Genomic DNA, 26,870 nt, shown 5'->3' with positions numbered 1-26,870 from the left:
TGGTCAGTCAGTTTTCTGAGAGTGAGCGACCGCTCGAAAGAGCGAGGGAGCCGCGAGGCTTCCACACAGAGATTGAACTGAAGAGTTTGATCCTGGCTCAGATTGAACGCTGGCGGCATGCCTTACACATGCAAGTCGAACGGCAGCACGGGCTTCGGCCTGGTGGCGAGTGGCGAACGGGTGAGTAATACATCGGAACGTGCCCTGTAGTGGGGGATAACTAGTCGAAAGATTAGCTAATACCGCATACGACCTGAGGGTGAAAGCGGGGGACCGCAAGGCCTCGCGCTACAGGAGCGGCCGATGTCTGATTAGCTAGTTGGTGGGGTAAAAGCCTACCAAGGCGACGATCAGTAGCTGGTCTGAGAGGACGATCAGCCACACTGGGACTGAGACACGGCCCAGACTCCTACGGGAGGCAGCAGTGGGGAATTTTGGACAATGGGGGCAACCCTGATCCAGCAATGCCGCGTGTGTGAAGAAGGCCTTCGGGTTGTAAAGCACTTTTGTCCGGAAAGAAATGGCTCTGGTTAATACCCGGGGTCGATGACGGTACCGGAAGAATAAGCACCGGCTAACTACGTGCCAGCAGCCGCGGTAATACGTAGGGTGCGAGCGTTAATCGGAATTACTGGGCGTAAAGCGTGCGCAGGCGGTTTTGTAAGACAGGCGTGAAATCCCCGAGCTCAACTTGGGAATGGCGCTTGTGACTGCAAGGCTAGAGTATGTCAGAGGGGGGTAGAATTCCACGTGTAGCAGTGAAATGCGTAGAGATGTGGAGGAATACCGATGGCGAAGGCAGCCCCCTGGGACGTCACTGACGCTCATGCACGAAAGCGTGGGGAGCAAACAGGATTAGATACCCTGGTAGTCCACGCCCTAAACGATGTCAACTAGTTGTTGGGGATTCATTTCTTCAGTAACGTAGCTAACGCGTGAAGTTGACCGCCTGGGGAGTACGGTCGCAAGATTAAAACTCAAAGGAATTGACGGGGACCCGCACAAGCGGTGGATGATGTGGATTAATTCGATGCAACGCGAAAAACCTTACCTACCCTTGACATGCCACTAACGAAGCAGAGATGCATCAGGTGCCCGAAAGGGAAAGTGGACACAGGTGCTGCATGGCTGTCGTCAGCTCGTGTCGTGAGATGTTGGGTTAAGTCCCGCAACGAGCGCAACCCTTGTCTCTAGTTGCTACGAAAGGGCACTCTAGAGAGACTGCCGGTGACAAACCGGAGGAAGGTGGGGATGACGTCAAGTCCTCATGGCCCTTATGGGTAGGGCTTCACACGTCATACAATGGTGCGTACAGAGGGTTGCCAACCCGCGAGGGGGAGCTAATCCCAGAAAACGCATCGTAGTCCGGATCGTAGTCTGCAACTCGACTACGTGAAGCTGGAATCGCTAGTAATCGCGGATCAGCATGCCGCGGTGAATACGTTCCCGGGTCTTGTACACACCGCCCGTCACACCATGGGAGTGGGTTTTGCCAGAAGTAGTTAGCCTAACCGCAAGGAGGGCGATTACCACGGCAGGATTCATGACTGGGGTGAAGTCGTAACAAGGTAGCCGTATCGGAAGGTGCGGCTGGATCACCTCCTTTCTAGAGGCTTGTGTCTCAAGCCTAGCGTTCACACTTATCGGTTTGTTTGCTGTTACAGCCAAGGGTCTGTAGCTCAGGTGGTTAGAGCACCGTCTTGATAAGGCGGGGGTCGTAGGTTCAAGTCCTACCAGACCCACCAAGTTATCCGGAAGGGGGATTAGCTCAGCTGGGAGAGCACCTGCTTTGCAAGCAGGGGGTCGTCGGTTCGATCCCGTCATCCTCCACCATCACTTACGAGTGAGCCTGGTACCTTGGATTGGTGGTCAAATGCAAGCGCTTAGCCTTGAGCGTTTGCATTTGGCATTGCCAAGCGATCTGATGATCGGCTGTTCTTTAACAATATGGGATGTAGTAAAGGTGTCGCGAAGCGTTGATGAGACGCTGCAGTACAAAACGCGATACCGGGTTGTGATTGTATCAACCAAAATGTATTTAAGTGATCGAAAGATGACTTGGAATACGGCACAAATGCGAGAACTCATCCTGTAGCGACGTTTCGAGCAATCGAGACACACTCGTTATAGGGTCAAGCGAACAAGTGCATGTGGTGGATGCCTTGGCGATCACAGGCGATGAAGGACGCGGTAGCCTGCGAAAAGCTTCGGGGAGCTGGCAAACAAGCTTTGATCCGGAGATGTCCGAATGGGGAAACCCGGCCCGTATGGGTCATCCCACACTGAATCCATAGGTGTGGGAAGCGAACGCGGCGAACTGAAACATCTAAGTAGCTGCAGGAACAGAAATCAACCGAGATTCCCAAAGTAGTGGCGAACGAAATGGGAAGAGCCTTGTACTCTTTAGCAGTGGTGTTAGCAGAACGGGATGGAAAGCCCGGCCCTAGCAGGTGATAGCCCTGTATGCGAAAGCACGATTGTGGAACTAGGTGTACGACAAGTAGGGCGGGACACGTGAAATCCTGTCTGAAGATGGGGGGACCATCCTCCAAGGCTAAATACTCGTGATCGACCGATAGTGAACCAGTACCGTGAGGGAAAGGCGAAAAGAACCCCGGGAGGGGAGTGAAATAGATCCTGAAACCGCATGCATACAAACAGTCGGAGCCTGGCAACGGGTGACGGCGTACCTTTTGTATAATGGGTCAGCGACTTACATTCAGTGGCAAGCTTAACCGATTAGGGAAGGCGTAGCGAAAGCGAGTCCGAACAGGGCGTTGAGTCGCTGGGTGTAGACCCGAAACCAGATGATCTATCCATGGCCAGGTTGAAGGTGCGGTAACACGTACTGGAGGACCGAACCCACTAACGTTGAAAAGTTAGGGGATGAGCTGTGGATAGGGGTGAAAGGCTAAACAAATCTGGAAATAGCTGGTTCTCTCCGAAAACTATTTAGGTAGTGCCTCGTGTGTCACCTTCGGGGGTAGAGCACTGTCATGGTTGGGGGGTCTATTGCTGATTACCCCGCCATAGCAAACTCCGAATACCGAAGAGTGCAATCACGGGAGACAGACATCGGGTGCTAACGTCCGGTGTCAAGAGGGAAACAACCCAGACCGCCAGCTAAGGTCCCCAAGATTGGCTAAGTGGGAAACGAAGTGGGAAGGCTAAAACAGTCAGGAGGTTGGCTTAGAAGCAGCCACCCTTTAAAGAAAGCGTAATAGCTCACTGATCGAGTCGTCCTGCGCGGAAGATGTAACGGGGCTAAGCCAGTCACCGAAGCTGCGGACGCACAGCAATGTGCGTGGTAGGAGAGCGTTCTGTAAGCCTGTGAAGGTGTCTTGTAAAGGATGCTGGAGGTATCAGAAGTGCGAATGCTGACATGAGTAGCGATAAAGGGGGTGAAAGGCCCCCTCGCCGTAAGCCCAAGGTTTCCTACGCAACGTTCATCGGCGTAGGGTGAGTCGGCCCCTAAGGCGAGGCAGAGATGCGTAGCTGATGGGAAGCAGGTTAATATTCCTGCACCGTCGTATGATGCGATGGGGGGACGGATCGCGGAAGGTTGTCCGGGTGTTGGAAGTCCCGGTCCCTGCATTGGAGAAGGCGCTTTGGCAAATCCGGGCGCGGGATTCAAGGATGTGGGGCGAGCGGCCTAGTGCTGCGAAGCAATTGGAAGTGGTTCCAAGAAAAGCCTCTAAGCTTCAGTCATACGAGACCGTACCGCAAACCGACACAGGTGGGCGAGATGAGTATTCTAAGGCGCTTGAGAGAACTCGGGAGAAGGAACTCGGCAAATTGGTACCGTAACTTCGGGATAAGGTACGCCCTGGTAGCTTGACTGGCCTGCGCCAGAAGGGTGAAGGGGTTGCAATAAAATGGTGGCTGCGACTGTTTAATAAAAACACAGCACTCTGCAAACACGAAAGTGGACGTATAGGGTGTGACGCCTGCCCGGTGCCGGAAGATTAAATGATGGGGTGCAAGCTCTTGATTGAAGTCCCGGTAAACGGCGGCCGTAACTATAACGGTCCTAAGGTAGCGAAATTCCTTGTCGGGTAAGTTCCGACCTGCACGAATGGCGTAACGATGGCCACACTGTCTCCTCCCGAGACTCAGCGAAGTTGAAGTGTTTGTGATGATGCAATCTCCCCGCGGCTAGACGGAAAGACCCCATGAACCTTTACTGTAGCTTTGCATTGGACTTTGAACCGATCTGTGTAGGATAGGTGGGAGGCTTTGAAGCGTGGACGCTAGTTCACGTGGAGCCGTCCTTGAAATACCACCCTGGTTTGTTTGAGGTTCTAACCTTGACCCGTGAATCCGGGTCGGGGACAGTGCATGGTAGGCAGTTTGACTGGGGCGGTCTCCTCCCAAAGTGTAACGGAGGAGTTCGAAGGTACGCTTGGTACGGTCGGACATCGTACCTAAAGTGCAATGGCAAAAGCGTGCTTAACTGCGAGACCGACAAGTCGAGCAGGTGCGAAAGCAGGACATAGTGATCCGGTGGTTCTGAATGGAAGGGCCATCGCTCAACGGATAAAAGGTACTCTGGGGATAACAGGCTGATACCGCCCAAGAGTTCATATCGACGGCGGTGTTTGGCACCTCGATGTCGGCTCATCTCATCCTGGGGCTGTAGCCGGTCCCAAGGGTATGGCTGTTCGCCATTTAAAGAGGTACGTGAGCTGGGTTTAAAACGTCGTGAGACAGTTTGGTCCCTATCTGCCGTGGGCGTTGGAATCTTGACGGGGGCTGCTCCTAGTACGAGAGGACCGGAGTGGACGTACCGCTGGTGTACCTGTTGTCTCGCCAGAGGCATCGCAGGGTAGCTATGTACGGAAGAGATAACCGCTGAAAGCATCTAAGCGGGAAACTCGCCTGAAGATGAGGATTCCCTGGCGGCTTGACCGCCTTGAAGGGTCGTTCGAGACCAGGACGTTGATAGGCTGGGTGTGGAAGCGCAGTAATGCGTTAAGCTAACCAGTACTAATTGCCCGTAAGGCTTGATCCTATAACCAGTGTGTTTCACCTGGTGTGTGTGTGATCGTAACTGTGCCAGAACAGTTGACACAAGACGCACAACCCCAACTACATCCCTATTCGCAGCGTTGACCTCAACCTCAGCGCTGCACCCCCTTATGCCTGGTGACCATAGCGAGTTGGAACCACCCCTTCCCATCCCGAACAGGACCGTGAAACGACTTTGCGCCGATGATAGTGCGGATTACCCGTGTGAAAGTAGGTCATCGCCAGGCTCTTATCCCGCAGAACCCCCAGCCCCAAAAGGCTGGGGGTTTTTGCTTTGGCGCGGCACAAAGGTTGATCCAGGCGCAGGCACCCAGGAGCGCGTTGTTTTCGTGCCGCAGCACGGGTCAGGGAGCATTCCGACGCTGCCCGCCTTCTGATATGGTCGACACCCAAGTGCCCCTCTGCGGCACGAAGTCGGCTGCAACCCATGTTTGCAGCAAGTAGTGAGCAATGGCCGGACCATTGTCGACAGAGCAGGTCCGGGTTTCGGGTTTCGAGGGGTGACATGACGGCCAAGATGTTCCGGCTGGTTTTGACCGGCGCCGCCAGCGCGCTGCTGCTGGCAGGATGCGCATCCAATCCCTCTGATTCCGCGCTATCCCCGGGCGATCCGGCCCCGACGGCTGCCACTTCCGCGGTCGATTGCGAGGCGTTCGCCAAGCGCATGGCTGCATACGCGGCGGCGCAGAAGGATGCCGAAGCGGGGCCGTCTTCCGACCCGCTGGCTGCCGCCAACACCCGCGCGGCAGAAGCTGAAGCCGGGGACGATGGCGAACCCGCCGACGCAGCGCCGGTCACTCTCGCCACGCTGCCGTTGTTCTCAGTCTCGCCGCGCGGAGACCAGCTGCCGGTTGGCTGGCAGCCCTGGACCATCAACCGCAACAAGATCCCCACCCGCTATTCGCTGGCCGAGGTCGACCAGCGCGTGGTTGTCCATGCGCAGGCCGACAGTTCCGCCTCCGGCCTGTATGTCCCGCTGCGTGACCGCGATGCCGGCACGCTGCGCTGGACCTGGAAGACCAGCGGCATCATCCGCAATGCCGACAACAGCGTCGGCCCGCGCGAGGATTCGCCGCTGCGCCTGTTTGTCGCCTTCGACGGCGACAAGGGCGCCTTATCGTTGAAAGACCAGCTGATGTACGAGATGGCGCGGCTGACCACCGGCCGCGAAATGCCTTACGCCACCCTGATGTACATCTGGGGCGGACGGCGCGCCGAAGGCTCGGTGGTGAAAAATCCGCACACCGACCGTGTGCGCATGATCGTGGTGGATAGCGGCACGAAGCACGCCAATGAGTGGCGTTGCCATGAGCGCGACCTGCGCGCGGACTACCGCAAGGCGTTCGGGACCGACCCGGGCCGGGTCATCGCCGTGGGCATCATGACCGATACCGACAACACCAGGAGCCGGGCCGAATCCTGGTACGGCGATATCGCGCTGGACTGAAGCGCCCCGGCGGCATCCTCAGCCGCCGATCGGCTCGGCCAGCGCGAGCACAGCGAACGAGGCCAGCCAGTGCGTCGACACATACTCGCCTTCGACCGCCTGCGGCAGCGACGCCCCGAGATGCTCTGACCACGCACGGACAGCCAGTGGCCGCAGCGGATCGGGCAGGGCAGGCTCCAGCAGGCGCCAGCACCATGCGCGCGACAGGTTGAGTCCGTCCAGATGCGAGGTCTTGGGATCGCTGCGATTGGCGACTTCCACCGGCGTCAGCCAGTTGGCCAGCTCCGCCTGCCCCGGCACGAACAATTCCCACCATTCCGAAAACGCGCAGCCGTCCATCACGGCGTGCATCAGCACGGCTTCGGTCAGCCCGCCGGACAGGAATTCATCGCCGCCGGGTTCATAGCGGGCAGGATATTTCTGGTCGTGTCCGAACCAGCGATGCGCCCGCCGCACGATGGCGCGCCGCAAGGCCAGGTCCTGGTGCGCGCGCGCATAGGCCATCGCCATGACCAGTGCGAAGGCGCTGTTGTAGTGAGTGCCGGTGCGCACCGGGAATACCGCCGCATCGAGGAACTCCGCCAGCTGGTGCGACAGGTGAGACGCCAGCGGCGCGCACGCGTCGGCCCAGGTGGCGGCCTGCGGGTCCTGGCGCGCTTGCACCAGCAACTCGGCCTGCAGCTTCAGCATCCAGCCCCAGCCGTAGGGGCGCTCGAAGGTGCGTGCATGCGGCCGCTGGAAGTAGGCCAGTTCGACCGCCATGTGCTCCGGCCGCAGTTGGGCATCCAGCGCGGCGCGGATGCGCGGTGCCTCTTCCAGGTCCGGCCACAGTGCCAGCAGCCGCACCAGCAGCCAGTGCATGTGCACGCTGGAATGCCAGTCGTAGCTGCCGCAGAAGACCGGGTGCCAGGCCGCGGGCTCGGCCACGTCGCCGGCGCAGGCCATCATGTGGTCCAGCTTGTACGGATACCGGCGCAGGATATTGTCCAGCGCCACGCGCGCGAAGCTGCGCGCTGTCTCGCGATCCAGCGCAGAGCGGCCCATCGCGGAAGCTCCCCTGTAGTTATCGTAATGCTGCGGTCAGGCAGGTGCGCGCAGGTACGACAGTCACGCAGGCGCCAGCCACTTCTCCACCAGCCGCACGAAGAACGTCGCGCCGACCGGCAGCAGTTCGTCGTTGAAATCGTAGCTCGGGTTGTGCAGCATGCAGGGCCCGATGCCATGGCCGGCATCGCGATGCCCGCCGTCGCCGTTGCCCAGGAACAGGTAGCAGCCCGGCTTGTGCTGCAGCATGAACGAGAAATCTTCGGCGCCCATGGTGGGCTCGACATTGCTGTCGACGTTGTCCGCACCGACCAGTTCCGCGGCGACCGAGGTGGCAAAGCCGGTCTCGGCCTCGCTGTTGATGGTCGGCGGATAGTTACGGTGGAATTCGTATTCGATGGTGCAGTCGAATGCCGCCGCCACCGCGCGCGCGACTTCTTCCATGCGTCGCTCGATCAGGTCCAGCACCGGCACCGTGAAGGTGCGCACCGTGCCGCCGATCCAGGCCTGGTCCGGCACGATATTGGTGGCATCGCCCGCATGGAACTGCGTGACCGAGATCACCGCGGTGTCGATCGGGCGCTTGTTGCGCGTGATGATGCCCTGCAGCGCCGACACGATCTGCGCTGCGGTGAAGACCGGGTCATTGCCGTTGTTGGGCATGGCCGCGTGCGCGCCCTTGCCGCGCACGACGATGCGGAACTCGTTGCTCGATGCCATCAGCGGGCCCGCGCGCGTGCCGAACGCGCCCACCGGCATGCCCGGCCAGTTGTGCACGCCGAACACCGCGTCGCACGGAAAGCGCTCGAACAGGCCGTCCTTGATCATCTCGCGGGCGCCGCCGCCGCCTTCCTCGGCCGGCTGGAAGATCAGGTGCACCGTGCCGTCGAACGGCTTGTGCTGCGCCAGGTAGCGCGCCGCGCCAAGCAGCATCGCGGTGTGGCCGTCGTGGCCGCAGGCGTGCATCTTGCCGGTGTGCTGCGAACGGTGGTCGAAGGTGTTGGCCTCCTGCAGCGGCAGCGCGTCCATGTCGGCGCGCAGGCCGATGGCGCGCGCGCTGTTGCCGTTGCGGATCACGCCGACCAGGCCGGTGGTGCCCAGGCCGCGATGCACTTCGATGCCCCACGATTCCAGATTGCGCGCGACCACGTCGGCGGTGCGCTGCTCTTCGAAGCAGAGTTCAGGGTGGGCGTGGATGTCGCGCCGGATCGCGCGGATTTCGGCTTGTGCCTGCAGGATTTCGGGGATGAGCTTCATGATGCCGGGCTGCCCTGAGGGTAAGGGGCGTTAGCGTTGGATACCCCGATCATACGATGCCTCCCGCGAAAGCGCCAAAATGCGGCGATTTCCTGCGCGCTTGCCCGGTTGGCGCAGTGCAATATGCCAGCGCGGGCGGGTTTCCACGCATTGCCGTCGCGTATCCACTGCTGGAACAGTTCATGCTTGAAGTGCCCGGCCGGCAAGCCAGTCGCTTTGGGACGCGCAAGCGCATTCCAAAGCGCACCAAAACGCAGCGCCGCCGCGTGACCCGCGGTGCGGCGCATTGCCGATCCTAAAACGTCTGCTTCACTTCCTACAGGGAGAATTGCGCGATGTCCCTTCGCACTTTCAAGAAGGCAATTGGTGTGGTGGCGGTAGCCGGGGCCCTTGGCCTGGCACTTGCCGGCACCGCCCGGGCCGCGGACCTCAAACTGGCCATGAGTTCGCCGCCGACCTCGATGGATCCGCACTTCTACAACCTGTTCTCCAATATCAACGTCTCCGAGCACATGTTCGACTCGCTGACCAAGATGGACCCGGACAGCCGCATCATTCCGGGCCTGGCCGAGTCGTGGAAGCTGGTCAACAACCTCACGTGGGAGTTCAAGCTCCGCAAGGGCGTGAAGTTCCATGATGGCTCGGAGCTGACCGCTGAAGACGTCATCTGGTCGCTGGACCGCCCGGCCACCATCCAGAACAGCCCCGGCAAGTTCGACGTCTACACCAAGGCGATCATCAACAAGAAGGTGATCGACAAGTACACCATCCAGCTGACCACCAACCAGCCCTATCCGCTGATGCTGAACGACCTCACGTCGATCTACATCGTGCAGAAGAAGGCCACGCAGGGCCTGAGCTCGGATGATTTCGCGCAGGGCAAGGGCATGGTCGGCACCGGGCCGTTCAAGTTTGTCAGCTACGCGCGCGACGACCGGGTCGAGCTGGTGCGCAACAACGACTACTGGGGCCCCCGGCCGGCGTGGGACAAGGTCACGCTGCGCTTCATCCCCAACCCGGCCACGCGCCTGGCGGCGCTGCTGTCGGGCGACGTGCAGGCGATCGAGAACGTGCCCACGCCTGACCTGCCCAAGGTGCGCAAGGATCCCAAGCTGTCGTTCTTCTCCAAGATCTCGCACCGCGTGATCTACCTGTATTTCGATGCCAAGCGCGACAAGTCGCCCTTCGTCACCACGAAGGAAGGCGCGCCGATGGACAAGAACCCGCTGAAGGACGCGCGCGTGCGCAATGCCATCAGCATGGCGATCAACCGGCAGGGCATCAAGGACCGCCTGATGGAAGGCCTGTCCGAGCCGACCAACAACCTAGTGCCGCCCACGCTGTTCGGCTACAACCCCAACCTGAAGACGGTCAAGTACGACCCCGAGGGCGCCAAGAAGCTGCTGGCCGACGCAGGCTACCCGAACGGCTTCGGCGTGACGCTGCACACACCCAACAACCGCTATGTCAACGACGAGAAGATCGCGCAGACCATTGCGCAGAACCTGACGCGCATCGGCATCGTCACCAAGGTCGAGGGCATGCCGATGGCGACGTACTCGTCCAAGGGCATCAAGCATGAGTGGTCGTTCGGGCTGCTCGGCTGGGGCGCGCAGACCGGCGAGGTCAGCTCGCCGCTGCGCGCGCTGCTGGCGTGCGAGGACAGCAAGAAAGGCTTCGGCACCACCAACTGGGGCGAGTACTGCAACCCGAAGATGGACGTGGTGCTGGAGAAGGCCCTGGCCACGGTGGATGACAACGAACGCTCCAAGCTGTTGCAGGAGGCCACCGCGATCGCGATCAACGATGGCGGTATCATCCCGATCCACCAGCAGGTGACCACCTGGGCCACGCAGAAGGGCATTGCCTACGTGCCGCGTACCGACGAGCGCACCTACGCGCACAACTTCAAGCCCCAGTAAGCTCCGGTAACACAGGAGCCTCGGCCAGCGGGTTGTCTGCCGGCCGAGTTTGCGGTGCCGCGCATGGCTGCCGCGCCACACCCGGGAAGCGCCACGGCGCGGCCCGGGCGCGGCGTGCATTCGCGCGCGAAAGGAACGTGGTTCGAACATGCTGGTCTTTATCATCCGGCGCCTGATGCAGAGCGTGGTCGTGCTCTTCGTCATGTCGCTGCTGGTTTTCCTCGGCGTCTTTGCCATCGGCAATCCCGTCGACATCCTGATCAACCCGCAGGCCGACCAGGAGGACATCAAGCGCACCATCGCGGCGCTGGGCCTGGACAAGCCGCTGTGGGAGCAGTACTGGGTGTTCCTGCAGAACGCGCTGCATGGCAACCTGGGCACATCGTTCGCGCACGGCACGCCGGCGCTCAAGCTGATCTTCGAGCGCATGCCCGCCACCATGGAGCTGGCCGTCTGCGCGATCCTGCTGGCGATCGTGCTGGGCATCCCGCTGGGACTGTGGGCCGGGCTGCGGCCCAAGGGCATCGCCGGCAAGTCGATCATGACGGTGTCGATCCTGGGCTTCTCGCTGCCCACCTTCTGGGTCGGGCTGATGCTGATCATGGTATTCGCGGTGCAGCTCGGCTGGCTGCCGTCCAACGGCCGCGGCGAGACCGTGCGCGTGCTCGGCATCCCGCTCAGCTTCCTGACCGCCGACGGCATCCGCCACCTGATCCTGCCGGCGGTGACACTGTCGCTGCTGAATATCGCCATGGTGATCCGGCTCACGCGCGCCGGCACGCAGGAGGCGATGCTGCAGGACTACGTCAAGTTCGCGCGCGCCAAGGGGCTGTCCAACACCCGCATCGTCGGCGTGCATGTGCTCAAGAACATCCTGATCCCGATCGTCACGGTGATCGCGCTGCAGTTCGGCTCGATCATCGCCTTTGCGATCGTGACCGAATCGATCTTTGCCTGGCCCGGCATGGGCAAGCTCATCATCGACTCGATCCAGCTGCTGGACCGGCCGGTGATCGTCGCCTACCTGATGGTGATCGTGACGCTGTTCATCCTGATCAACCTGGTGGTGGACATCCTCTACAGCATGCTCGATCCGCGCGTGCGCATTGCCGACAACAAGGGCTGAGCCATGAGTGCCGTATCTGTAGATCACGACGACAAGACGCCGCCGCCCGCGGCGCGCGAGCAATCGCCGTGGCGGCGTTTTGCCGCCGAGTTTTTCTCCAGCAAGATCGCCGTGGCCGGGCTGGTGACGCTGGTCGTCATCATCCTGGTCGCCATCTTCGCGCCGTGGCTGGCGCCGCAGAACCCCTATGACCTGGCCACGCTGGACGTGCTCGATGCGCGCCTGGCGCCGGGCGAGCAGGCCGGCAACGGCATGACCTTCCTGCTGGGCTCGGACGAGCAGGGCCGCGACATCCTGTCGGCCGTGATGTACGGGCTGCGCATCAGCATCGGCGTGGGCGTGCTCAGCACCATCATCGCGCTGCTGCTGGGCGCCACGCTCGGCCTGCTTGCCGGCTTCCTGGGCGGGCGCACCGAGGCCTTCATCATGCGCGTGGCCGACCTGCAGCTGTCGTTCCCGCCGATCCTGCTGGCGCTGATCCTGCTGGCCTTCCTGCGCCCCGGGCTGGGCAATATCGTGATCGCGCTGGTGGCGGTGCAGTGGGCCTACTACGCGCGCACCACGCGCAGTGCCGCGCTGGTGGAGCGCCGCAAGGAGTACATCGAGGCCGCCACCTGCCTGGGCCTGCCGCCCACGCGCATCATGTTCCGCCACCTGCTGCCCAACTGCCTGCCGCCGCTGATCGTGATCGCGGCGCTGCAGGTAGCATCAGCGATCACGCTGGAAGCGACGCTGTCCTTCCTCGGGCTGGGCGTGCCGGTGACCGAGCCGTCGCTGGGCTCGCTGATCTCGAACGGGCAGCAGTACATGCTCTCGGGCAAGTACTGGATCAGCTTCTTTCCGGGCATCGCGCTGGTGGTCACCATCGTGGCGATGAACCTGGTGGCCGACCAGTTGCGCGATGTGCTGAACCCGCGCCTGCAGACGCAATAACCAGGAGCGGAACATGGCACAACCGACACTGGTGGTCGAACACCTGAGAACGCATTTCTACACGCGCGGCGGCATCGCCAGGGCCGTCGACGACGTGTCCTTCACCGTGGGCCGCGGCGAGATCATGGGGCTGGTGGGCGAGTCCGGCTCGGGCAAGTCCATGACCGGCTATTCGATCATGGGCCTGATCGATGCGCCCGGGAAGATCGTCGACGGCCGCATCGCGCTGACCAGCCGCGACGGCGTCACGCGCGACCTGCGCGCGCTCACGCCGGCGCAGCAGCGCGACGTGCGCGGCAACCGCATCGCCATGATCTTCCAGGACCCGATGATGACGCTGAACCCGGTCCTGCGCATCGACACGCAGATGATCGAGGCGGTGCTGGCGCATGAAAAGGTGGGCAAGGCAGTGGCGCGCGAACGCGCGCGCAACGCGCTGGCGCGGGTTGGCATCCCGTCGCCGGACGAGCGCCTGCAGGCCTACCCGCACCAGTTCTCGGGCGGCATGCGCCAGCGCGTGGCGATTGCGATCGCGCTGCTGAACAAGCCTGACCTGATCATCGCCGACGAGCCGACCACCGCGCTGGACGTGACCATCCAGGGCCAGATCCTGTACGAGATGCAGACCCTGTGCCGCGAGTCGGGCACGGCGCTGATCTGGATCACGCACGACCTGTCGGTGGTGGCGGGGCTGGCGGATACCGTGTGCGTGATGTACGCAGGCAGGATCGTCGAGGCCGGCGACGTGCGCCAGGTGCTGGAGCAGCCGGAGCACCCGTATACCCACGGCCTGATCAGCTCGGCGCCGTCGCGCAACCCGCGCGGCGCGCCGCTGCGGCAGATTCCGGGCATGACGCCGTCGCTGCTGAACCTGCCGGGCGGCTGTGCCTTCCGCGAACGCTGCCCCTACGCCACCGCTGCCTGCAAGAGCGAGCCGCCGCTGGAAACCGCCGCCGACGGCCGCCGCCTGCGCTGCTTCCATCCGGTGCTGGCCAACCAGGAGGCCGCATGAGCGCCACTGCACTGCAACCCCGACCGATGATGAATCCCACCGCTGAAGCGGGGACCACGCCGGGCGCACCGATCCTCGAACTGCGCGGCGTGTCCAAGCGCTTCGTCAAGTCGCTGGATGCTGCCGCCCGCATCGCCAACCTGTTCGGCGCCCATGCGCATGAAGAGGTGGTGCACGCGGTCGACCGCGTCGACCTGAGCATCCGCGCGGGCGAGGTGGTGGGCCTGGTCGGCGAGTCCGGCTGCGGCAAGTCCACGCTCGGGCGCATGGCCGTGGGCCTGCACTCGCTGACCGAGGGCGAGCGCCTGTGGCGCGGCATCAACCTGGACCACCTGCCGCCCGACAAGCGCCGCGAGAAGCAGCTGGCGATCCAGATGATCTTCCAGGACCCTTATGCTTCGCTCAATCCGCGGCTGCGCGTGCTGGATATCGTCGGCGAGGCACCGGTGGTGCACGGCATGGTCGAGCGTGGCGCGCAGAAGGGCTATGTCGAAGACATGCTGGTGCGCGTGGGCATGGACCCGACCGTGCTGCGGCGCTTCCCGCACCAGTTCTCGGGCGGGCAGCGCGCGCGCATCGGCATCGCCCGGGCGCTGGCGGTCAAGCCAGAATTCCTGGTGTGCGACGAGTCAGTGGCGGCGCTGGACGTGTCGATCCAGGCCCAGGTGCTGAACCTGTTCATGCGCCTGCGCGAAGAGCTGAACCTGACCTACCTGTTCATCAGCCACGACCTGGGCGTGGTCAAGCACATCAGCGACCGCGTGGTGATCATGTACCTGGGGCGGGTGGTGGAGTCGGCGCCGACCGAGGACGTGTTCGCCGCGCCCAACCATCCCTATACCCAGGCCCTGCTGGCCGAGGCCCCCAAGCTGGAGGTGGCCCGCAAGACCTATGTCGCGATCCGCGGCGAGATCCCGTCGCCGCTGGACCCGCCGCCGGGCTGCCACTTCCATCCGCGCTGCCCGCACGCGATGGCGCGTTGCCGGGAAGAGCAGCCGCTGCTGAAGGAGATTGCGCCGATGCGGTTTTCGGCGTGCCACCTGAACGACATGAAGTAGGGCGTTGTTTTCTCCTCCCTCGAGCGGGGAGGAGAAAAGCCCGGAAGCTCAGCGGATCACCTGCCCCTTCGAATTGATGATCGTCATCTCCACGAACTTCGAACCCACGTGGTTCTCCGGCGTGAAGTTGACGATGTATCCACCCAGGTCGTAGCTGCGCATCGTTTCCAGCGCGGTGACGAACTTCTCGCGGTTCAGGTCCTTGCCGGCGCGGCGCAGTCCTTCGGTGAAGGCCTTGGCGGCGATAAAGCCTTCGATGCTGGCGTAGTCGAATTCGCTGGCCTTGCCGGCGGCCTGCAGCAGGCGCAGGTATTCCCGCACGATCGGCAGTGTGGCGTTGCCCGGGTGCGGCATCACCTGCGAGATGATCACGCCGCTGCCCTGCGCGCCGACCACGTTGGCCAGCGCCTGGGTGCCGACGAAGGAGACGTTGTAGAACTGGCCGTTGTAGCCGCGGCGCAGCGCTTCCTTCACAAAGGCGCCGGCGGTGCGGTAGGCGCTGATCATGACCACGGCGTCGGGCTGGGCCTTCATCGAGCCCTGCATGGCGTCGCCGATTTCCGTGGTATTGCGCACCACGCCCTCGCGTGCCACCAGCTGCACGCCGCTGTCGGCCATGGTCTTCAGCGCACGTTCCAGCTCTTCGAGCTCGGCCCTGCCGTAGGCGTCGTCGTTGTAGACCACGGCCACGCGTTTCAGGCCGGTGGTCTGGATCTGGCGCAGGATCGCCGTGGCCTCGTCGTTGTAGCCGGCGCGGACATGGAAGACGTAGCGGCTGCGCGGCTCGCGCACCGAGCGCGCGCCGGTGTACGGGCCAAAGAATGGCACCCTGGCCTGGATCGCCAGCGGCAGCGCGGCCTGGCTGGTGGGCGTGCCGACATAGCCGAAGAGGGCGAAGACACGGTCCTCCTCGATCAGCTTTTTGGTGTTCTTGGCGGCGGGCTCGGGCTCGTAGTAGTCGTCCAGCGCCTCCAGCTGGATCTTGCGGCCGTAGATGCCGCCCTGCTGGTTGATATGGTCGAAATACAGCCGCGCGCCCGAGTTCATCTGCTTGCCGAGCATGGCGGTCGGGCCGGTCAGCGCGGCGGACTGGCCCAGCAGGATGGTGTCGGCGGTGACGCCGCTTTCGGCTGTGGCGGCGGTGCCCGCCGTATTGGCTGCGAAGGCAGCGCAGGATGCGCCACCGGTGCCGATGGCGCACGCCAGCAGCAGGCCGGCAAGCCGGCCATTGACCCCTGATCGGAAAGACATAAACCCCCCGCGAATTGTGGTTCGGTTACCCGTTCGCCGCGTCGGCCGGTCTGTCGCCGGCAAGTTGCCCGGATCGTGCGGCATGGTGCGCGTCCCGGTCTGTGCCGCGAGCGCGCCGGCACATCATAATCGAATACAATCGGGTCGAGATACTCCCCGCCATCACCCCGCACGGCCGGGGGGTGCGCCGCCCGCCGGCGCGGCGCAGGCGCCGCTACCCGCCGCCTGCGCCGGCAGATCCAGTTCCGTACGACTGAACGAAAACAACACATCCCCCGCCCGGAGACCCCATGGCTTCCCGCATCGTCCGCGCCGCCTGTCCGCATGACTGCCCCGACACTTGTGCATTGCTCGTCACCGTCGAGGACGGCCGTGCCGTCAAGGTAGCGGGCGATCCCGACCACCCCGGGACGCAGGGCGTGCTGTGCACCAAGGTGTCGCGCTACACGGAACGCACTTACCACCCGGACCGGCTGCTGACGCCGATGAAGCGCATCGGCAAGAAGGGCGAAGGCAAGTTCGCGCCGATCTCCTGGGACGAGGCGCTGGACACCATCGCCACCCGCCTGCAGGCGATCGCCGCGCGCGATCCGCAGGCCATCGTGCCGTACAGCTACGCCGGCACCATGGGGCTGGTGCAGGGCGAGAGCATGGCCGCGCGCTTCTTCAACAAGCTGGGCGCATCGCGGCTGGACCGCACCATCTGCGCCAGCGCCGGCGCCACGGCGCTGCGCTATACCTACGGCGCCAGCGTGGGCATGGACATGGAGCACGTGGTCGATGCCAGGCTGGTGATCATCTGGGGCGGCAACCCGATTGCCTCCAACCTGCACTTCTGGACCCGCGCCCAGGAAGCCAAGCGGCGCGGCGCCACGCTGGTGGCGATCGACCCGTACCGCTCGCTGAGCGCCGAGAAGTGCCATCGCCATATCGCGCCGATGCCCGGCACCGACGGCGCGCTGGCGCTGGCGCTGATCCATGTGCTGATCCGCGACGACCTGCTCGACCACGACTACATCGAACGCCACACGGTCGGCTTCGAGGCGCTGCGCGAGCGCGCGCAGGCCTACACCCCGGCCCGCGCGGCCGGAATCTGCGGCATCCCGGTCGAGGACATCGAATGGCTGGCCGGCCTCTATGGCCAACTGGCCGTGCGCGAGCGCCAGCCGGTGGCGATCCGCCTGAACTACGGCATGCAGCGCGTGCACGGCGGCGGCCAGGCGGTGCGCGCGGTGGCGTGCCTGCCGTCGCTGGTGGGCGCCTGGCGCCACCCGGCGGGCGGGTTGCAGTTGTCGACCTCGGGCTTCTTCCCGGTCAACGAGGCCGCGCTGCAGCGCCCGGACCTGCTGCCGGGCTGGCCGCAGAAGCTGCCGCGCATCGTCAACATGAGCACCATCGGCGACGCGCTGCTGGCCGAGCCGGCGCCCGGCGCGCCGCGCATCGAGGCCGTGGTGGTCTACAACAGCAATCCGGTCGCGGTGGCGCCGCAATCCGGCACGGTCGCCGCGGGCTTCGCGCGCGAGGACCTGTTCACGGTGGTGCTGGAGCATTTCCGCACCGACACCGCCGACTATGCCGACATCATCCTGCCGGCGACCACGCAGCTCGAGCACACCGATGTGCACAAGGCTTACGGCCACACCTATTTCCTGGCCAACAACGCCGCCATCGCGCCGATGGGCGAGGCCCTGCCCAATACCGAGATCTTCCGGCGCCTGGCGCAGCGCATGGGCTTCACCGAGGCGTGCTTTGCCGACAGCGACGAGGCCATCGCCGCGCAGGCCATCATTCCGGGCGATGCGCGCGCGGCCGGCATCAGCTGGGAATCACTGAAGGAACAGGGCTGGCAGAAGCTGGCGCTGCCGGCGGCGCCGTTCGCCGAGGGCGGCTTTCCGACGGCGTCGGGCAGGTGCCAGTTCTACTCGGAGCCGATGGCGCGCGACGGCTTCGACCCGTTGCCCGACTACGTGCCGCAGTACGAGGCACCGCAGACCGCGCCCGAACTGGCGGCGCGCTATCCACTGGCGATGATCTCGCCGCCGGCGCGCAACTTCCTCAACAGCTCCTTCGTCAACGTCGACAGCCTGCGCGCCACCGAGGGCGAGCCGCACCTGGACATCCACCCGGCCGACGCCGCCGAGCGCGGCATCGTGCACGGTGCGCTGGTGCGCGCCTTCAACGACCGCGGCAGCATGGTGGCGCGCGCCCGCGTCACCGACCGCGCCCGGCGCGGGCTGGTGGTGGGGCTGTCGATCTGGTGGAAGAAGCTGGCCCCGGACGGCAAGAACGCCAACGAGCTGACCAGCCAGCGCCTGACCGACCTGGGCCGCGCGCCGGTGTTCTACGACTGCCTGGTACAGGTTGAGGCCTGCGCGGAAGGGGCGGTCCTGCCGGCATGACACAGCGGCCCGGCCGCCGCCGCTGGGCGGCACTCCTGGCGGCAACGGGCCTGACGGCCGTGGTCCTGCTGATGGCAGGGTGCGAGGCCCTGGGCTACTACGCACAGTCGATCGGCGGGCATCTTGGCGTGATGGCCCAGGCGCAGCCGCTGACCGACGCCATTGCCGGCGCGCGCGACGCCAACGACGCGCGCCTGGCCCAGCGGCTGGCGCTGGCCGGCCGCATGCGCGACTTTGCCTCGCGCGAGCTGAAGCTGCCCGACAACGGCAGCTACCGCCGCTACGCCAACCTGCACCGGCCCTACGTGGTGTGGAGCGTGTTCGCCACGCCCGAGCTGTCGATGGAACTGCGCAAGTGGTGCTTCCCCATCGTCGGCTGCATCAGCTACCGCGGCTACTACGCCCAGTCCGATGCCGAGCAGTACGCGCAGGGCCTGCGCCACGACGGGCTGGAAACCTACGTGGCCGGCATCCCAGCCTATTCGACACTGGGCTATTTCGACGACCCGCTGCTCAATACCTTTGTCTACCTGCCCGAGGGCGAGCTGGCGCGGCTGATCTTCCACGAACTGGCGCACCAGGTGGTGTACGTGCGCAACGACACTGCCTTCAACGAATCCTTCGCCACCGCGGTGGAAGCGGCGGGCGTGGAGCGCTGGCTGGCCGAGGATGCGTCGGAGGACGCGCGCGCCAGCTATCGCCACTACGATGCCCGGCGCCAGCAGTTCCGCGCGCTGCTGCTGGGCACGCGCGACCGGCTGGTGGCGCTGTACCAGACCCCGCTCGATGATGGCGCCAAGCGCGAGGGCAAGGCGAAGATCTTCGCCGACCTGCGCAGCGAGTACGCGCGGCTGCGCACGGAATGGGGCGGCTACAGTGGCTATGACCGCTGGTTCGACCAGCCGCTGACCAACGCCCACCTGGCCGCGGTGGCTACATACCAGCAGTGGGTGCCGGCCTTCACCGCGCTGCTGGCGCAGTGCAATGGCGACTGGCGGCGCTTCTATGACGAGGCTGCCCGCATCGGTGCGCTGCCCGCCGCCGAGCGCGAAGCCGCGCTGCACCGGCTGGCGCCGCCGGCCACGCGCACCGGGACGCTGACAGCAGGCGGCAAGATGGCGGCCAACTGAGGCCACTCAGTTTGCCGACAAAGCACGCGGGCTGCCGGTTTGCTCCCCTCTCCAGCTTGCGGGAGAGGGGCAGGGGGTGAGGGCAGGCGCTGGCATACCACCGGCTGTACTTCGTAGAGACTCTCGCCCTCACCCCAACCCTCTCCCGCAAGCGGGAGAGGGAGCACACAAGCGGTTGTCTGCGCGCTCCGCTACCAGGTATCGATGAAACGCCTCGTTGAACCCGCCTGCCGGCCGAGGCTGCCGGGCGGCACCGAGGCCAGCCCGCGCAGCAGCCAGTGGCGGGTGTCGGCCGGGTCGATCACGGCGTCGATCTCCAGGTGGCTGGCCATGTTCAGCGCGCGACCGCGCTGGTAGGCGCCGTCGACCATGCGCGCGAACAGCGCTTCGCGCTCGTCGGGGTCGGCCACGGCCTCCAGTTCCTTGCGGAAGCCCAGCCGGATCGACCCCTCGATGCCCATCGCGCCGAACTCGCCGCTGGGCCAGGCCGCGGTGAAGAAGGGCGCGGCAAAGCTGCCGCCGGCCATGGCCTGCGCGCCCAGCCCGTAGCCCTTGCGCAGCACCACGGTAAAGAACGGCACGCGCAGCGCGCCGGCGGTGACGAAGAGGCGCGACACATGCCGCACCGTGGCGGTTTTCTCCGCCTGCGGCCCGACCATGAAGCCCGGGGTGTCGCACAGCGACACGATCGGCAGCCCGTGCGCGCCGCACAGCTGCATGAAGCGCGCGGCCTTGTCGGCGGCGGCGCTGTCGATGGCGCCGCCGAGATGGCGCGGATTGTTGGCGATGCAGCCGAAGGCACGGCCTTCGATGCGGATCAGCGCGGTGATGATGCCGGTGCCGAAGGCCGCGCGCAGTTCCAGCACCGAGCCGCTGTCCGCCATGGCGGCGATCACCGCGCGCATGTCGTAGCTGCGCAGGCGGTTCTCGGGGATGGCGTGGCGCAGGTGGCGCGGGTCTTCGGCCTGCCAGTCGCGCACGTCGCCCTGGAAGTAAGACAGGTAGCGCTGCGCGGCATCGACCGCGGCCTCTTCGTCATCGACCAGCACGTCGATCACGCCATTGGGTCCCTGCACGCTGACGGGCCCGACTTCCTCCGGCGCGAACACGCCCAGCCCGCCGCCTTCGATCATGGCCGGCCCGCCCATGCCGATGGTGGCGCTGCGCGTGGCGATGATGACGTCGGTGCAGCCCAGCAGCGCCGCATTGCCGGCAAAGCAGCGGCCCGAGACGATGCCCACCAGCGGCACCTGGCCCGAGAGCCGCGCGAACTGGATGAACGAGGTGCAATCGAGCCCGGCCACCACCGGCATGTCGGTGTCGCCCGGGCGGCCGCCGCCGCCCTCGGCAAACAGCACCACCGGCACCTGCCACTGGCGCGCCAGCGCCAGCATGCGGTCCAGCTTCTTGTGCCCGTAGAAGCCCTGCGTGCCGGCCAGCACGGTGTAGTCGTAGGCCAGCACCATGCAGCGCGTGTCGGCATCGGGGAAGCGCGCGGCGTTGACGGTGCCGATGCCGGTGACGATGCCGTCGGCGGGCGTGGCGCTGATCAGGTCCTCGACGCTGCGCCGCTGCCGTTGCGCGGCAATGGCAAGCGCGCCGTATTCGATAAAGGAATCGTCGTCGCACAGCTGGGCGATGTTCTCGCGCGCGGTGCGGCCGCCTTGGGCGTGACGCCTGGCCACGGCCTGGGCACGCGCGGCGTCGTGGCCGAAAGCGTGGCGCTCCAGCGTCGCGCGCAGGTCGGCGCGCACATGGTCGAGGTCGGCCGCGGCGGCAGCTTCGGCGGCATGGCCGGCATCGTCGCCGGGCGCCAGCACGATCACTGCCGCGCCGGCGCGCAGCGTGGCCCCAGCGGCGGCCAGCACGCGCAGCACCGTGCCGGCGGCGGGCGCCTCCAGCGGGTGCTCCATCTTCATCGCTTCGATAATCGCCAGCGGCTGGCCGCGTCTGACGGTGTCGCCTTCGCGCACGTGGATGGCGGCGAGCGCGCCGTCCATGGGCGCGGGCACGGCGATGGCGTCGTCGGGGATATCGGCCAGCGCATTATCGTCATCGGCCGGTGCGCCGTCGGCGAGGGCGGGCGGCGCGTGCAGCACCGGGTGGTCGGCGTCGGCGGCGGCGAGCGCGGCCAGCGCCTGGTCCAGGTACTGCGTGTGCACGGCATTGCGGCGCACGTCGTCAAGCTGCAGCAGGTCCTGCAGCAGGCGGCGGTTGGTGTCGATGCCTTCGATGCGGAACTCGCACAGCGCGCGGTAGGCGATCGCCAGTGCGCGCCCATAGTTGCCGCCGGGTTCGTGCACGATCAGCTTGGCCAGCAGCGAATCAAAGCGCGGATTCGCCGTCATGCCGGCAAAGCCCGCGCTGTCCACGCGCACGCCTGGCCCGTTGGGCGGCTCGAAGGCCGTCAGCGTGCCGCTGGCCGGGCGCAACTGGCCCTGCGCGTCGAGGTGCTCGGCATTGATCCGCAGCTGCACCGCGATGCCGCGCGGCGCGGGCGCCTGCTCCAGGCCCAGGTCGGCCAGGCGCGCGCCGGCGGCAATCGCCAGTTGGGTTTGCACGAGGTCGACGCCGGTCACCATCTCGGTCACCGTGTGCTCGACCTGCAGGCGCGGATTGGCCTCCATGAACCAGAAGGATGGACCGCCATCGTTGCCGTCCTCCACCAGGAACTCGAAGGTGCCGATGCCGCGATAGGCGGCGGCGCGCGCCAGCGTCGCGGCGGCATCGGCCAGCTTTGCGCGCAGGGCATCATCCAAGGCTGGACTGGGCGCGATCTCGACCAGCTTCTGATGGCGGCGCTGCAGGCTGCATTCACGCTCGCCCAGCGTCAGCACGCGGCCCTCGGCATCGGCGACCACCTGGATTTCGATATGGCGCGGCGCGCTGACGATGCGCTCGACGTAGACCGCGCCGTTGCCGAACGCGGCGCTCGCTTCGGAGACGCAACGGGCATAGGCCTCGTCGATTTCCTCCGCGCGATGGACCGCGCGCATGCCGCGCCCGCCGCCGCCGGCGAGCGCCTTGATCATCATGCCCGCCGGTCCGTCCAGGTTGCTGAAGAAGGCCCGCGCCTGCTCCAGCGTGGTCGGGCCGGCGGTGCCGGGCACGACCGGCACGCCATGCTCGCGCGCCAGCGCGCGGGCGCGGGCCTTGTCGCCGAACAGGCGCAGCACGTCGGGCGCGGGGCCGGCGAAGACCAGCCCGGCGTCCAGGCAGGCCTGTGCGAAGTCGGCATTCTCTGACAGGAAGCCGTAGCCGGGGTGCACCATGCCGCAGCCCGCGCGCCGCGCGGCGTCCACCACGGCGGCAATGTCGAGGTAGGCGCGCGGACCGGTGCCGGGCAGCGCCACGGCCGCGTCGGCCTTGCGCACGTGCAGCGCGTCGCGATCGTCTTCGCTGTACAGCGCCACGCTGGGGATGCCCATGGCCGCGGCGGCACGCGCGACCCGGATGGCGATTTCGCCGCGATTGGCGATCAGGAGCTTGTGGGACGTCATGATGCGGGATGGTTGATGGCGTGCGTTGTACCGGGGCAGGGCGGGCCTGTACCCAATGGTATATTTATTTACCGTTGGGTATGATCGTAGGGGGATCGGGCATTTGCGTCAATCGGCCGAGGGCTCGGCCGGGCTGGCATACCGATCCCGTCATGCGAGAATTGCATCATGTCGATTGCACACAGATCCGCACCGCTGAACCCGCCGCCGAGCGCACCACTCGAGCCCCAGCCGGCCCGCCCGCATATCGCCGAGCGCCAGGAGGCCCGGCGCCGCCAGATCCTCGATACCGCCGCGCAGCTCTTCTACAGCAAGGGCTACCCCGGCATGACCATGAACGATCTGTGCCGCGCGCTGGGCGTGACCAAGCCGGCGGTCTACTACTACTTTACTGACAAGTACGAGATCTTCGACATCCTGTGCCGCGAGTCGGCCCAGACCTGCCTGCCCGTGATCCGCGAGACCGCGGACCCGGCGCTGCCGGTGCGCGAGCGCCTGCAGGCCTGCCTGCTCGAGATGGCACGACGCTGCGTGGCCTGCCATGTGCCGGCCACGCTGAGCTTTCGCGACAACCAGTACCTGCGCCCCGACACCGTGGCGTGGCTCGACAGCATGGCGCGCGACTTCTACCGTGATCTCTATGCGTTGCTGGAAGAGGGCAAGCGCGACGGCGTGTTTGCCTTCGGCGACGCGCGTGTGACCGCGCATGCGATCGGCAGCGTGGTGGGCTTCCTGTACACCTGGCATGAACCCGGCCGCGTGGACCCGGAGACGCTGGCGCAGGAGCTTGCTGCCAACATGATGAAGCTGGTGCTGCCCGGCGCCGGATGAAGGCAATTCGTATCACTAGGGGTTATCCCGCTGCTTACGGCTGACCAGTGGCGCATAATGCCCGTCAGGGGCCATCGGTCAGGACCGATGGCCCCGAGGACTTCGTCTAAGTTGTTGTTTTAACCGGGGCGCGCGTTTAGCATCTCGGCAAAATCGAACGACCATTCAGAAATTCAGGAGACGGTGCTATGGAAAGAATTTGGCTGAAACACTACCCGGCCGGCGTCCCTGCCGAGATCGATGCCAGCCAGTTCCGCTCGCTTGCCGCGCTGCTCGAAGCGTCTTTCCGCACCTATGCCGACCGCAAGGCCTTCATCTGCATGGACAAGGCCATCACCTACGGCGAACTGGACCAGCTCTCGGCACACTTTGCCGCATGGCTGCAGTCGCGCGGGCTGCGTCCCGGCGCACGCGTGGCGATCATGATGCCGAACGTGCTGCAGTACCCGGTGGTGCTGGCAGCGGTGCTTCGTGCGGGCTTCGTGGTGGTCAACGTCAACCCGCTCTACACCCCGCGCGAGCTCGAGCACCAGCTCAAGGACAGCGGCGCCGAGGCCATCGTGATCCTGGAGAACTTTGCCACCACGCTGCAGCAGGTGCTGGCCAGGACCCCGGTCAAGCACGTGGTGGTGGCCAGCATGGGCGACATGCTGGGCGGGCTGAAGGGCGCGATCGTCAATTTCGTGGTGCGCAACGTCAAGAAGATGGTGCCCGCGTGGGAGCTGCCCAACTGCGTGCGCTTCAACAGCGTGCTGGCCGAGGGCCGCAGGCTGGCGCTGCAGCCGGCTGCCACCGGCCCGGACGACATCGCCTTCCTGCAGTACACGGGCGGCACCACCGGTATTTCCAAGGGCGCTGTGCTGCTGCACCGTAACATCGTGGCCAACGTGCTGCAGTCCGAGGCGTGGATGCAGCCGGCGCTGAACAAGGGCGCCCATATCGACCAGCCGATCACCATCACCGCGCTGCCGCTGTACCACATCTTCGCGCTGACGGTCTGCTGCCTGCTGGGCATGCGCAGCGGCGGCACCAGCGTGCTGATCCCGAATCCGCGCGATATCCCGGGCTTCATCAAGGAACTGCAGAAGTACAGGTTCAACATGTTCCCGGCCGTCAACACGCTGTACAACGCGCTGCTCAACAACCCGGAAATCAGCAAGGTCGATTTCTCCGGCCTGCGCGTGGCCAATGGCGGCGGCATGGCGGTGCAGGAGGCGGTGGCCAGGCAGTGGCTGGCCAAGACCGGCTGCCCGATCATCGAAGGCTACGGCCTGTCCGAGACCTCGCCCTCGGCCACCTGCAACCCGACCGATACCAATGCGTTCTCGGGCACCATCGGCATGCCGCTGCCTTCGACCGAAGTGGTGATCCGCGACGACGACGGCAAGGACGTGCCGCTCGGCCAGCCCGGCGAGATCTGCATCCGCGGCCCGCAGGTGATGGCCGGCTACTGGAACCGCCCGGACGAGACCGCCAAGGTCATGACCCCGGACGGTTTCTTCAAGACCGGCGACATCGGCGTGATGGACGAGCGCGGCTATACCAAGATCGTCGACCGCAAGAAGGACATGATCCTGGTGTCGGGCTTCAACGTGTACCCGAACGAAGTCGAAGGCGTGGTGGCAGAGTGCCCGGGCGTGCTGGAAGTGGCGGCCGTGGGCGTGCCGGACACGCACTCGGGCGAGGTGGTCAAGCTGTTCGTGGTCAGGAAGGATCCGGCGCTGACCGAGGCCGATGTGATCGAGTTCTGCAAGGAGCGGCTGACCGGCTACAAGCGGCCCAAGTACGTCGAGTTCCGCACGGAGCTGCCCAAGACCAACGTCGGCAAGATCCTGCGCCGCGAACTGCGCGACAGCCGCCAGGCGGCCTGAGCGGCCCAGGCGGCGGTCGCCGCAAACGACAACGGCCTCCTGCGCGGAGGCCGTTGTGCTTTCAGGCCGCGCCGCGGCGGCTCAGCACTCGTTCGATGGCGCCAGGCGGGCTTCCTGGCTGCCGTCGGGGTAGATCACCCGCACGCACGCGCCAGGCTCCAGACCCGGCGCCGCCGGCGCGTTGGCCGACACGGTCGCGCCGTCCATGGTCCGTACCTTGTACTGGAACAGGTCGACTTGCTGCACCGGCGCGGGCTTGTTGAACAGCCGGCTCAGGTCGACGGCAAAGCCCACGCCCACGCCGCCGCCGCCGCCGCCGCCCGCGGCGCCCACGCCGACGCTGGTGCCGCCGCCATAGTAAGGAGGCAACTGGGCTACGTCCAGGCGGGTCAGGAAGGTCTTCTCGGTGACGCGGCCAAGCCTGATGGTGGCGTTCACCGGCGTGACCTGCGGTGGCTGCGGCGTGCTGCTGCAGGCCGCCAGCACCGGCAGCAGGCCGCACAGGGTGAGGATGGCAAACGGTTTCATGGCGAAATCAGGCCGGTCTTGAGCCGGCCCAGCAGTCGGAACAGGGCGCGCCGGTCGGTTTCGGCCAGGTCAGAGAACAGTTGCTCGATCCAGTCCTCATGCGCGCGCGCCATGCGCGAGAACGCGGCGCGCCCGGCTGGGGTCAGGCGGATCAGGTAGGCGCGGCGGTCGCTGGGCAGGGCCTCGCGCGAGACCAGGCCTTCTTGCTGCAGCTGATCGGTGATGCCGGTGACATTGCCGCCAGTCACCATCATGCGGCGCGACAGCTCGCCCATCTTCAGGCCTTCGGGGTGCCGGTCGAGTTGCGCCATCAGGTCGAAGCGGGGCAGGGTGCAGGCAAAGTCCTGGCGCAGCCGCGAGCGGATATCGCCCTCGATCAGGTTGGTACAGGTCAGCAGCCGCAGCCACAGGCGCAGGGCCTCGTGCCCGGTGTGATCGGCACGGGTTTCGAGGTCGACCGGCGCGCTCTCGGCGCCGGCGGCAGGGGACGGGTTTGGCATCTTCAGTGCATCGGTGCGCAGGGGTGCGGCAAC

16 protein-coding genes, 2 tRNA genes and 3 rRNA genes are annotated in these 26,870 nt (G+C 65.2%); 15 read left to right on the top strand and 6 right to left on the bottom strand.

Annotation, left to right across the window (positions count from 1 at the left end; all coding sequences use genetic code 11):
- Positions 1-74 precede the first annotated feature (74 nt).
- The 6 genes from ACREYQ_RS14935 to ACREYQ_RS14910 all read left to right on the top strand — a co-directional run bounded on the left by ACREYQ_RS14935 (position 75) and on the right by ACREYQ_RS14910 (position 6,475).
- A 16S ribosomal RNA gene (locus ACREYQ_RS14935) occupies positions 75-1,606 on the top strand.
- A gap of 62 nt (positions 1,607-1,668) precedes the next feature.
- A tRNA-Ile gene (locus ACREYQ_RS14930) sits at positions 1,669-1,745 on the top strand.
- Positions 1,746-1,757: 12 nt separating this feature from the next.
- Positions 1,758-1,833: transfer RNA gene (locus ACREYQ_RS14925), tRNA-Ala, on the top strand.
- Positions 1,834-2,130: 297 nt separating this feature from the next.
- Positions 2,131-5,011: ribosomal RNA gene (locus ACREYQ_RS14920) — 23S ribosomal RNA — on the top strand.
- A gap of 130 nt (positions 5,012-5,141) precedes the next feature.
- Positions 5,142-5,255: ribosomal RNA gene (gene rrf / locus ACREYQ_RS14915) — 5S ribosomal RNA — on the top strand.
- Together the 16S, 23S and 5S rRNA genes with 2 tRNA genes alongside form the textbook arrangement of a ribosomal RNA operon.
- Positions 5,256-5,533: 278 nt before the next feature.
- Positions 5,534-6,475: a DUF3047 domain-containing protein gene (locus ACREYQ_RS14910; RefSeq protein ID WP_432258341.1), complete on the top strand. Its 942-nt coding sequence runs from the start codon at positions 5,534-5,536 to the stop codon at positions 6,473-6,475.
- 18 nt (positions 6,476-6,493) lie between these two features.
- Here ACREYQ_RS14910 and ACREYQ_RS14905 read toward each other — a convergent pair whose 3' ends face one another.
- Both ACREYQ_RS14905 and ACREYQ_RS14900 read right to left on the bottom strand, forming a co-directional pair.
- Positions 6,494-7,519, bottom strand: a complete 1,026-nt coding sequence (locus tag ACREYQ_RS14905; RefSeq protein WP_432258340.1) for a DUF2891 domain-containing protein — start codon at positions 7,517-7,519, stop codon at positions 6,494-6,496.
- 63 nt (positions 7,520-7,582) lie between these two features.
- Entirely contained in the window at positions 7,583-8,776 is a 1,194-nt protein-coding gene (locus tag ACREYQ_RS14900) for a M20 aminoacylase family protein (protein WP_432258339.1), read from the bottom strand.
- Positions 8,777-9,111: 335 nt separating this feature from the next.
- Between ACREYQ_RS14900 and ACREYQ_RS14895 the strand changes: the two genes are divergently transcribed.
- The 5 genes from ACREYQ_RS14895 (at position 9,112) to ACREYQ_RS14875 (ending at position 14,827) form a co-directional block, all read left to right on the top strand.
- Positions 9,112-10,698 carry an ABC transporter substrate-binding protein gene (locus ACREYQ_RS14895; protein WP_432258338.1) on the top strand — a complete coding sequence of 529 codons (1,587 nt, stop codon included), beginning with the start codon at positions 9,112-9,114 and terminating at the stop codon, positions 10,696-10,698.
- A 148-nt stretch (positions 10,699-10,846) separates the two neighbouring features.
- A complete protein-coding gene (locus tag ACREYQ_RS14890; RefSeq protein ID WP_432258337.1) occupies positions 10,847-11,824 on the top strand; it encodes an ABC transporter permease in 978 nt (325 codons plus the stop codon).
- Positions 11,825-11,827: 3 nt separating this feature from the next.
- The gene (locus tag ACREYQ_RS14885) at positions 11,828-12,757 is read left to right on the top strand and encodes an ABC transporter permease (protein ID WP_432258336.1); all 930 of its coding nucleotides are present in this window, start codon (positions 11,828-11,830) and stop codon (positions 12,755-12,757) included.
- Between the two features lie 13 nt (positions 12,758-12,770).
- Complete coding sequence (locus ACREYQ_RS14880) at positions 12,771-13,769, top strand: ABC transporter ATP-binding protein (RefSeq protein WP_432258335.1); 999 nt, start codon at positions 12,771-12,773, stop codon at positions 13,767-13,769.
- On the top strand, positions 13,766-14,827 hold the full coding sequence (locus ACREYQ_RS14875; protein ID WP_432258334.1) for an ABC transporter ATP-binding protein: 1,062 nt from the start codon (positions 13,766-13,768) through the stop codon (positions 14,825-14,827). The genes ACREYQ_RS14880 and ACREYQ_RS14875 overlap by 4 nt, the downstream gene beginning before the upstream one ends.
- Before the next feature lie 48 nt (positions 14,828-14,875).
- Here the strand turns inward: ACREYQ_RS14875 and ACREYQ_RS14870 are convergent, their stop codons facing one another.
- Positions 14,876-16,078 (bottom strand): ABC transporter substrate-binding protein, encoded by a 1,203-nt coding sequence (locus ACREYQ_RS14870; protein ID WP_432258333.1) that lies wholly within the window; start codon positions 16,076-16,078, stop codon positions 14,876-14,878.
- A gap of 290 nt (positions 16,079-16,368) precedes the next feature.
- Here ACREYQ_RS14870 and ACREYQ_RS14865 point away from each other — a divergent pair, with 290 nt between their 5' ends.
- Complete coding sequence (locus ACREYQ_RS14865; protein ID WP_432258332.1) at positions 16,369-18,477, top strand: molybdopterin-containing oxidoreductase family protein; 2,109 nt, start codon at positions 16,369-16,371, stop codon at positions 18,475-18,477.
- Positions 18,474-19,607 (top strand): aminopeptidase, encoded by a 1,134-nt coding sequence (locus tag ACREYQ_RS14860; RefSeq protein ID WP_432258331.1) that lies wholly within the window; start codon positions 18,474-18,476, stop codon positions 19,605-19,607. Before ACREYQ_RS14865 ends, ACREYQ_RS14860 begins: the two co-directional genes overlap by 4 nt.
- 191 nt (positions 19,608-19,798) lie before the next feature.
- Here ACREYQ_RS14860 and ACREYQ_RS14855 read toward each other — a convergent pair whose 3' ends face one another.
- The gene (locus ACREYQ_RS14855; RefSeq protein WP_432258330.1) at positions 19,799-23,107 is read right to left on the bottom strand and encodes a carboxyl transferase domain-containing protein; all 3,309 of its coding nucleotides are present in this window, start codon (positions 23,105-23,107) and stop codon (positions 19,799-19,801) included.
- A 168-nt stretch (positions 23,108-23,275) separates the two neighbouring features.
- On the opposite strand from ACREYQ_RS14855, the gene ACREYQ_RS14850 reads away from it, so the two are divergent.
- Together ACREYQ_RS14850 and ACREYQ_RS14845 are read left to right on the top strand one after the other, a co-directional pair.
- On the top strand, positions 23,276-23,938 hold the full coding sequence (locus tag ACREYQ_RS14850) for a TetR/AcrR family transcriptional regulator (RefSeq protein ID WP_432258329.1): 663 nt from the start codon (positions 23,276-23,278) through the stop codon (positions 23,936-23,938).
- Positions 23,939-24,126: 188 nt separating this feature from the next.
- Positions 24,127-25,809, top strand: coding sequence for a long-chain fatty acid--CoA ligase (locus ACREYQ_RS14845; RefSeq protein WP_432258328.1), 1,683 nt, complete (start codon positions 24,127-24,129; stop codon positions 25,807-25,809).
- Positions 25,810-25,890: 81 nt separating this feature from the next.
- Here ACREYQ_RS14845 and ACREYQ_RS14840 read toward each other — a convergent pair whose 3' ends face one another.
- Positions 25,891-26,337: a hypothetical protein gene (locus tag ACREYQ_RS14840; protein WP_432258327.1), complete on the bottom strand. Its 447-nt coding sequence runs from the start codon at positions 26,335-26,337 to the stop codon at positions 25,891-25,893.
- A complete protein-coding gene (locus tag ACREYQ_RS14835) occupies positions 26,334-26,837 on the bottom strand; it encodes a MarR family winged helix-turn-helix transcriptional regulator (protein ID WP_432258326.1) in 504 nt (167 codons plus the stop codon). Before ACREYQ_RS14835 ends, ACREYQ_RS14840 begins: the two co-directional genes overlap by 4 nt.
- Positions 26,838-26,870: the final 33 nt, after the last annotated feature.

It is taken from the genome of Cupriavidus sp. TMH.W2 (assembly GCF_050847365.1).
Taxonomy (GTDB): Bacteria; Pseudomonadota; Gammaproteobacteria; order Burkholderiales; family Burkholderiaceae; genus Cupriavidus.
The sequence above is the reverse complement of the archived record's forward strand: the minus strand, read 5'-3'. Positions and strand labels throughout refer to the sequence as shown.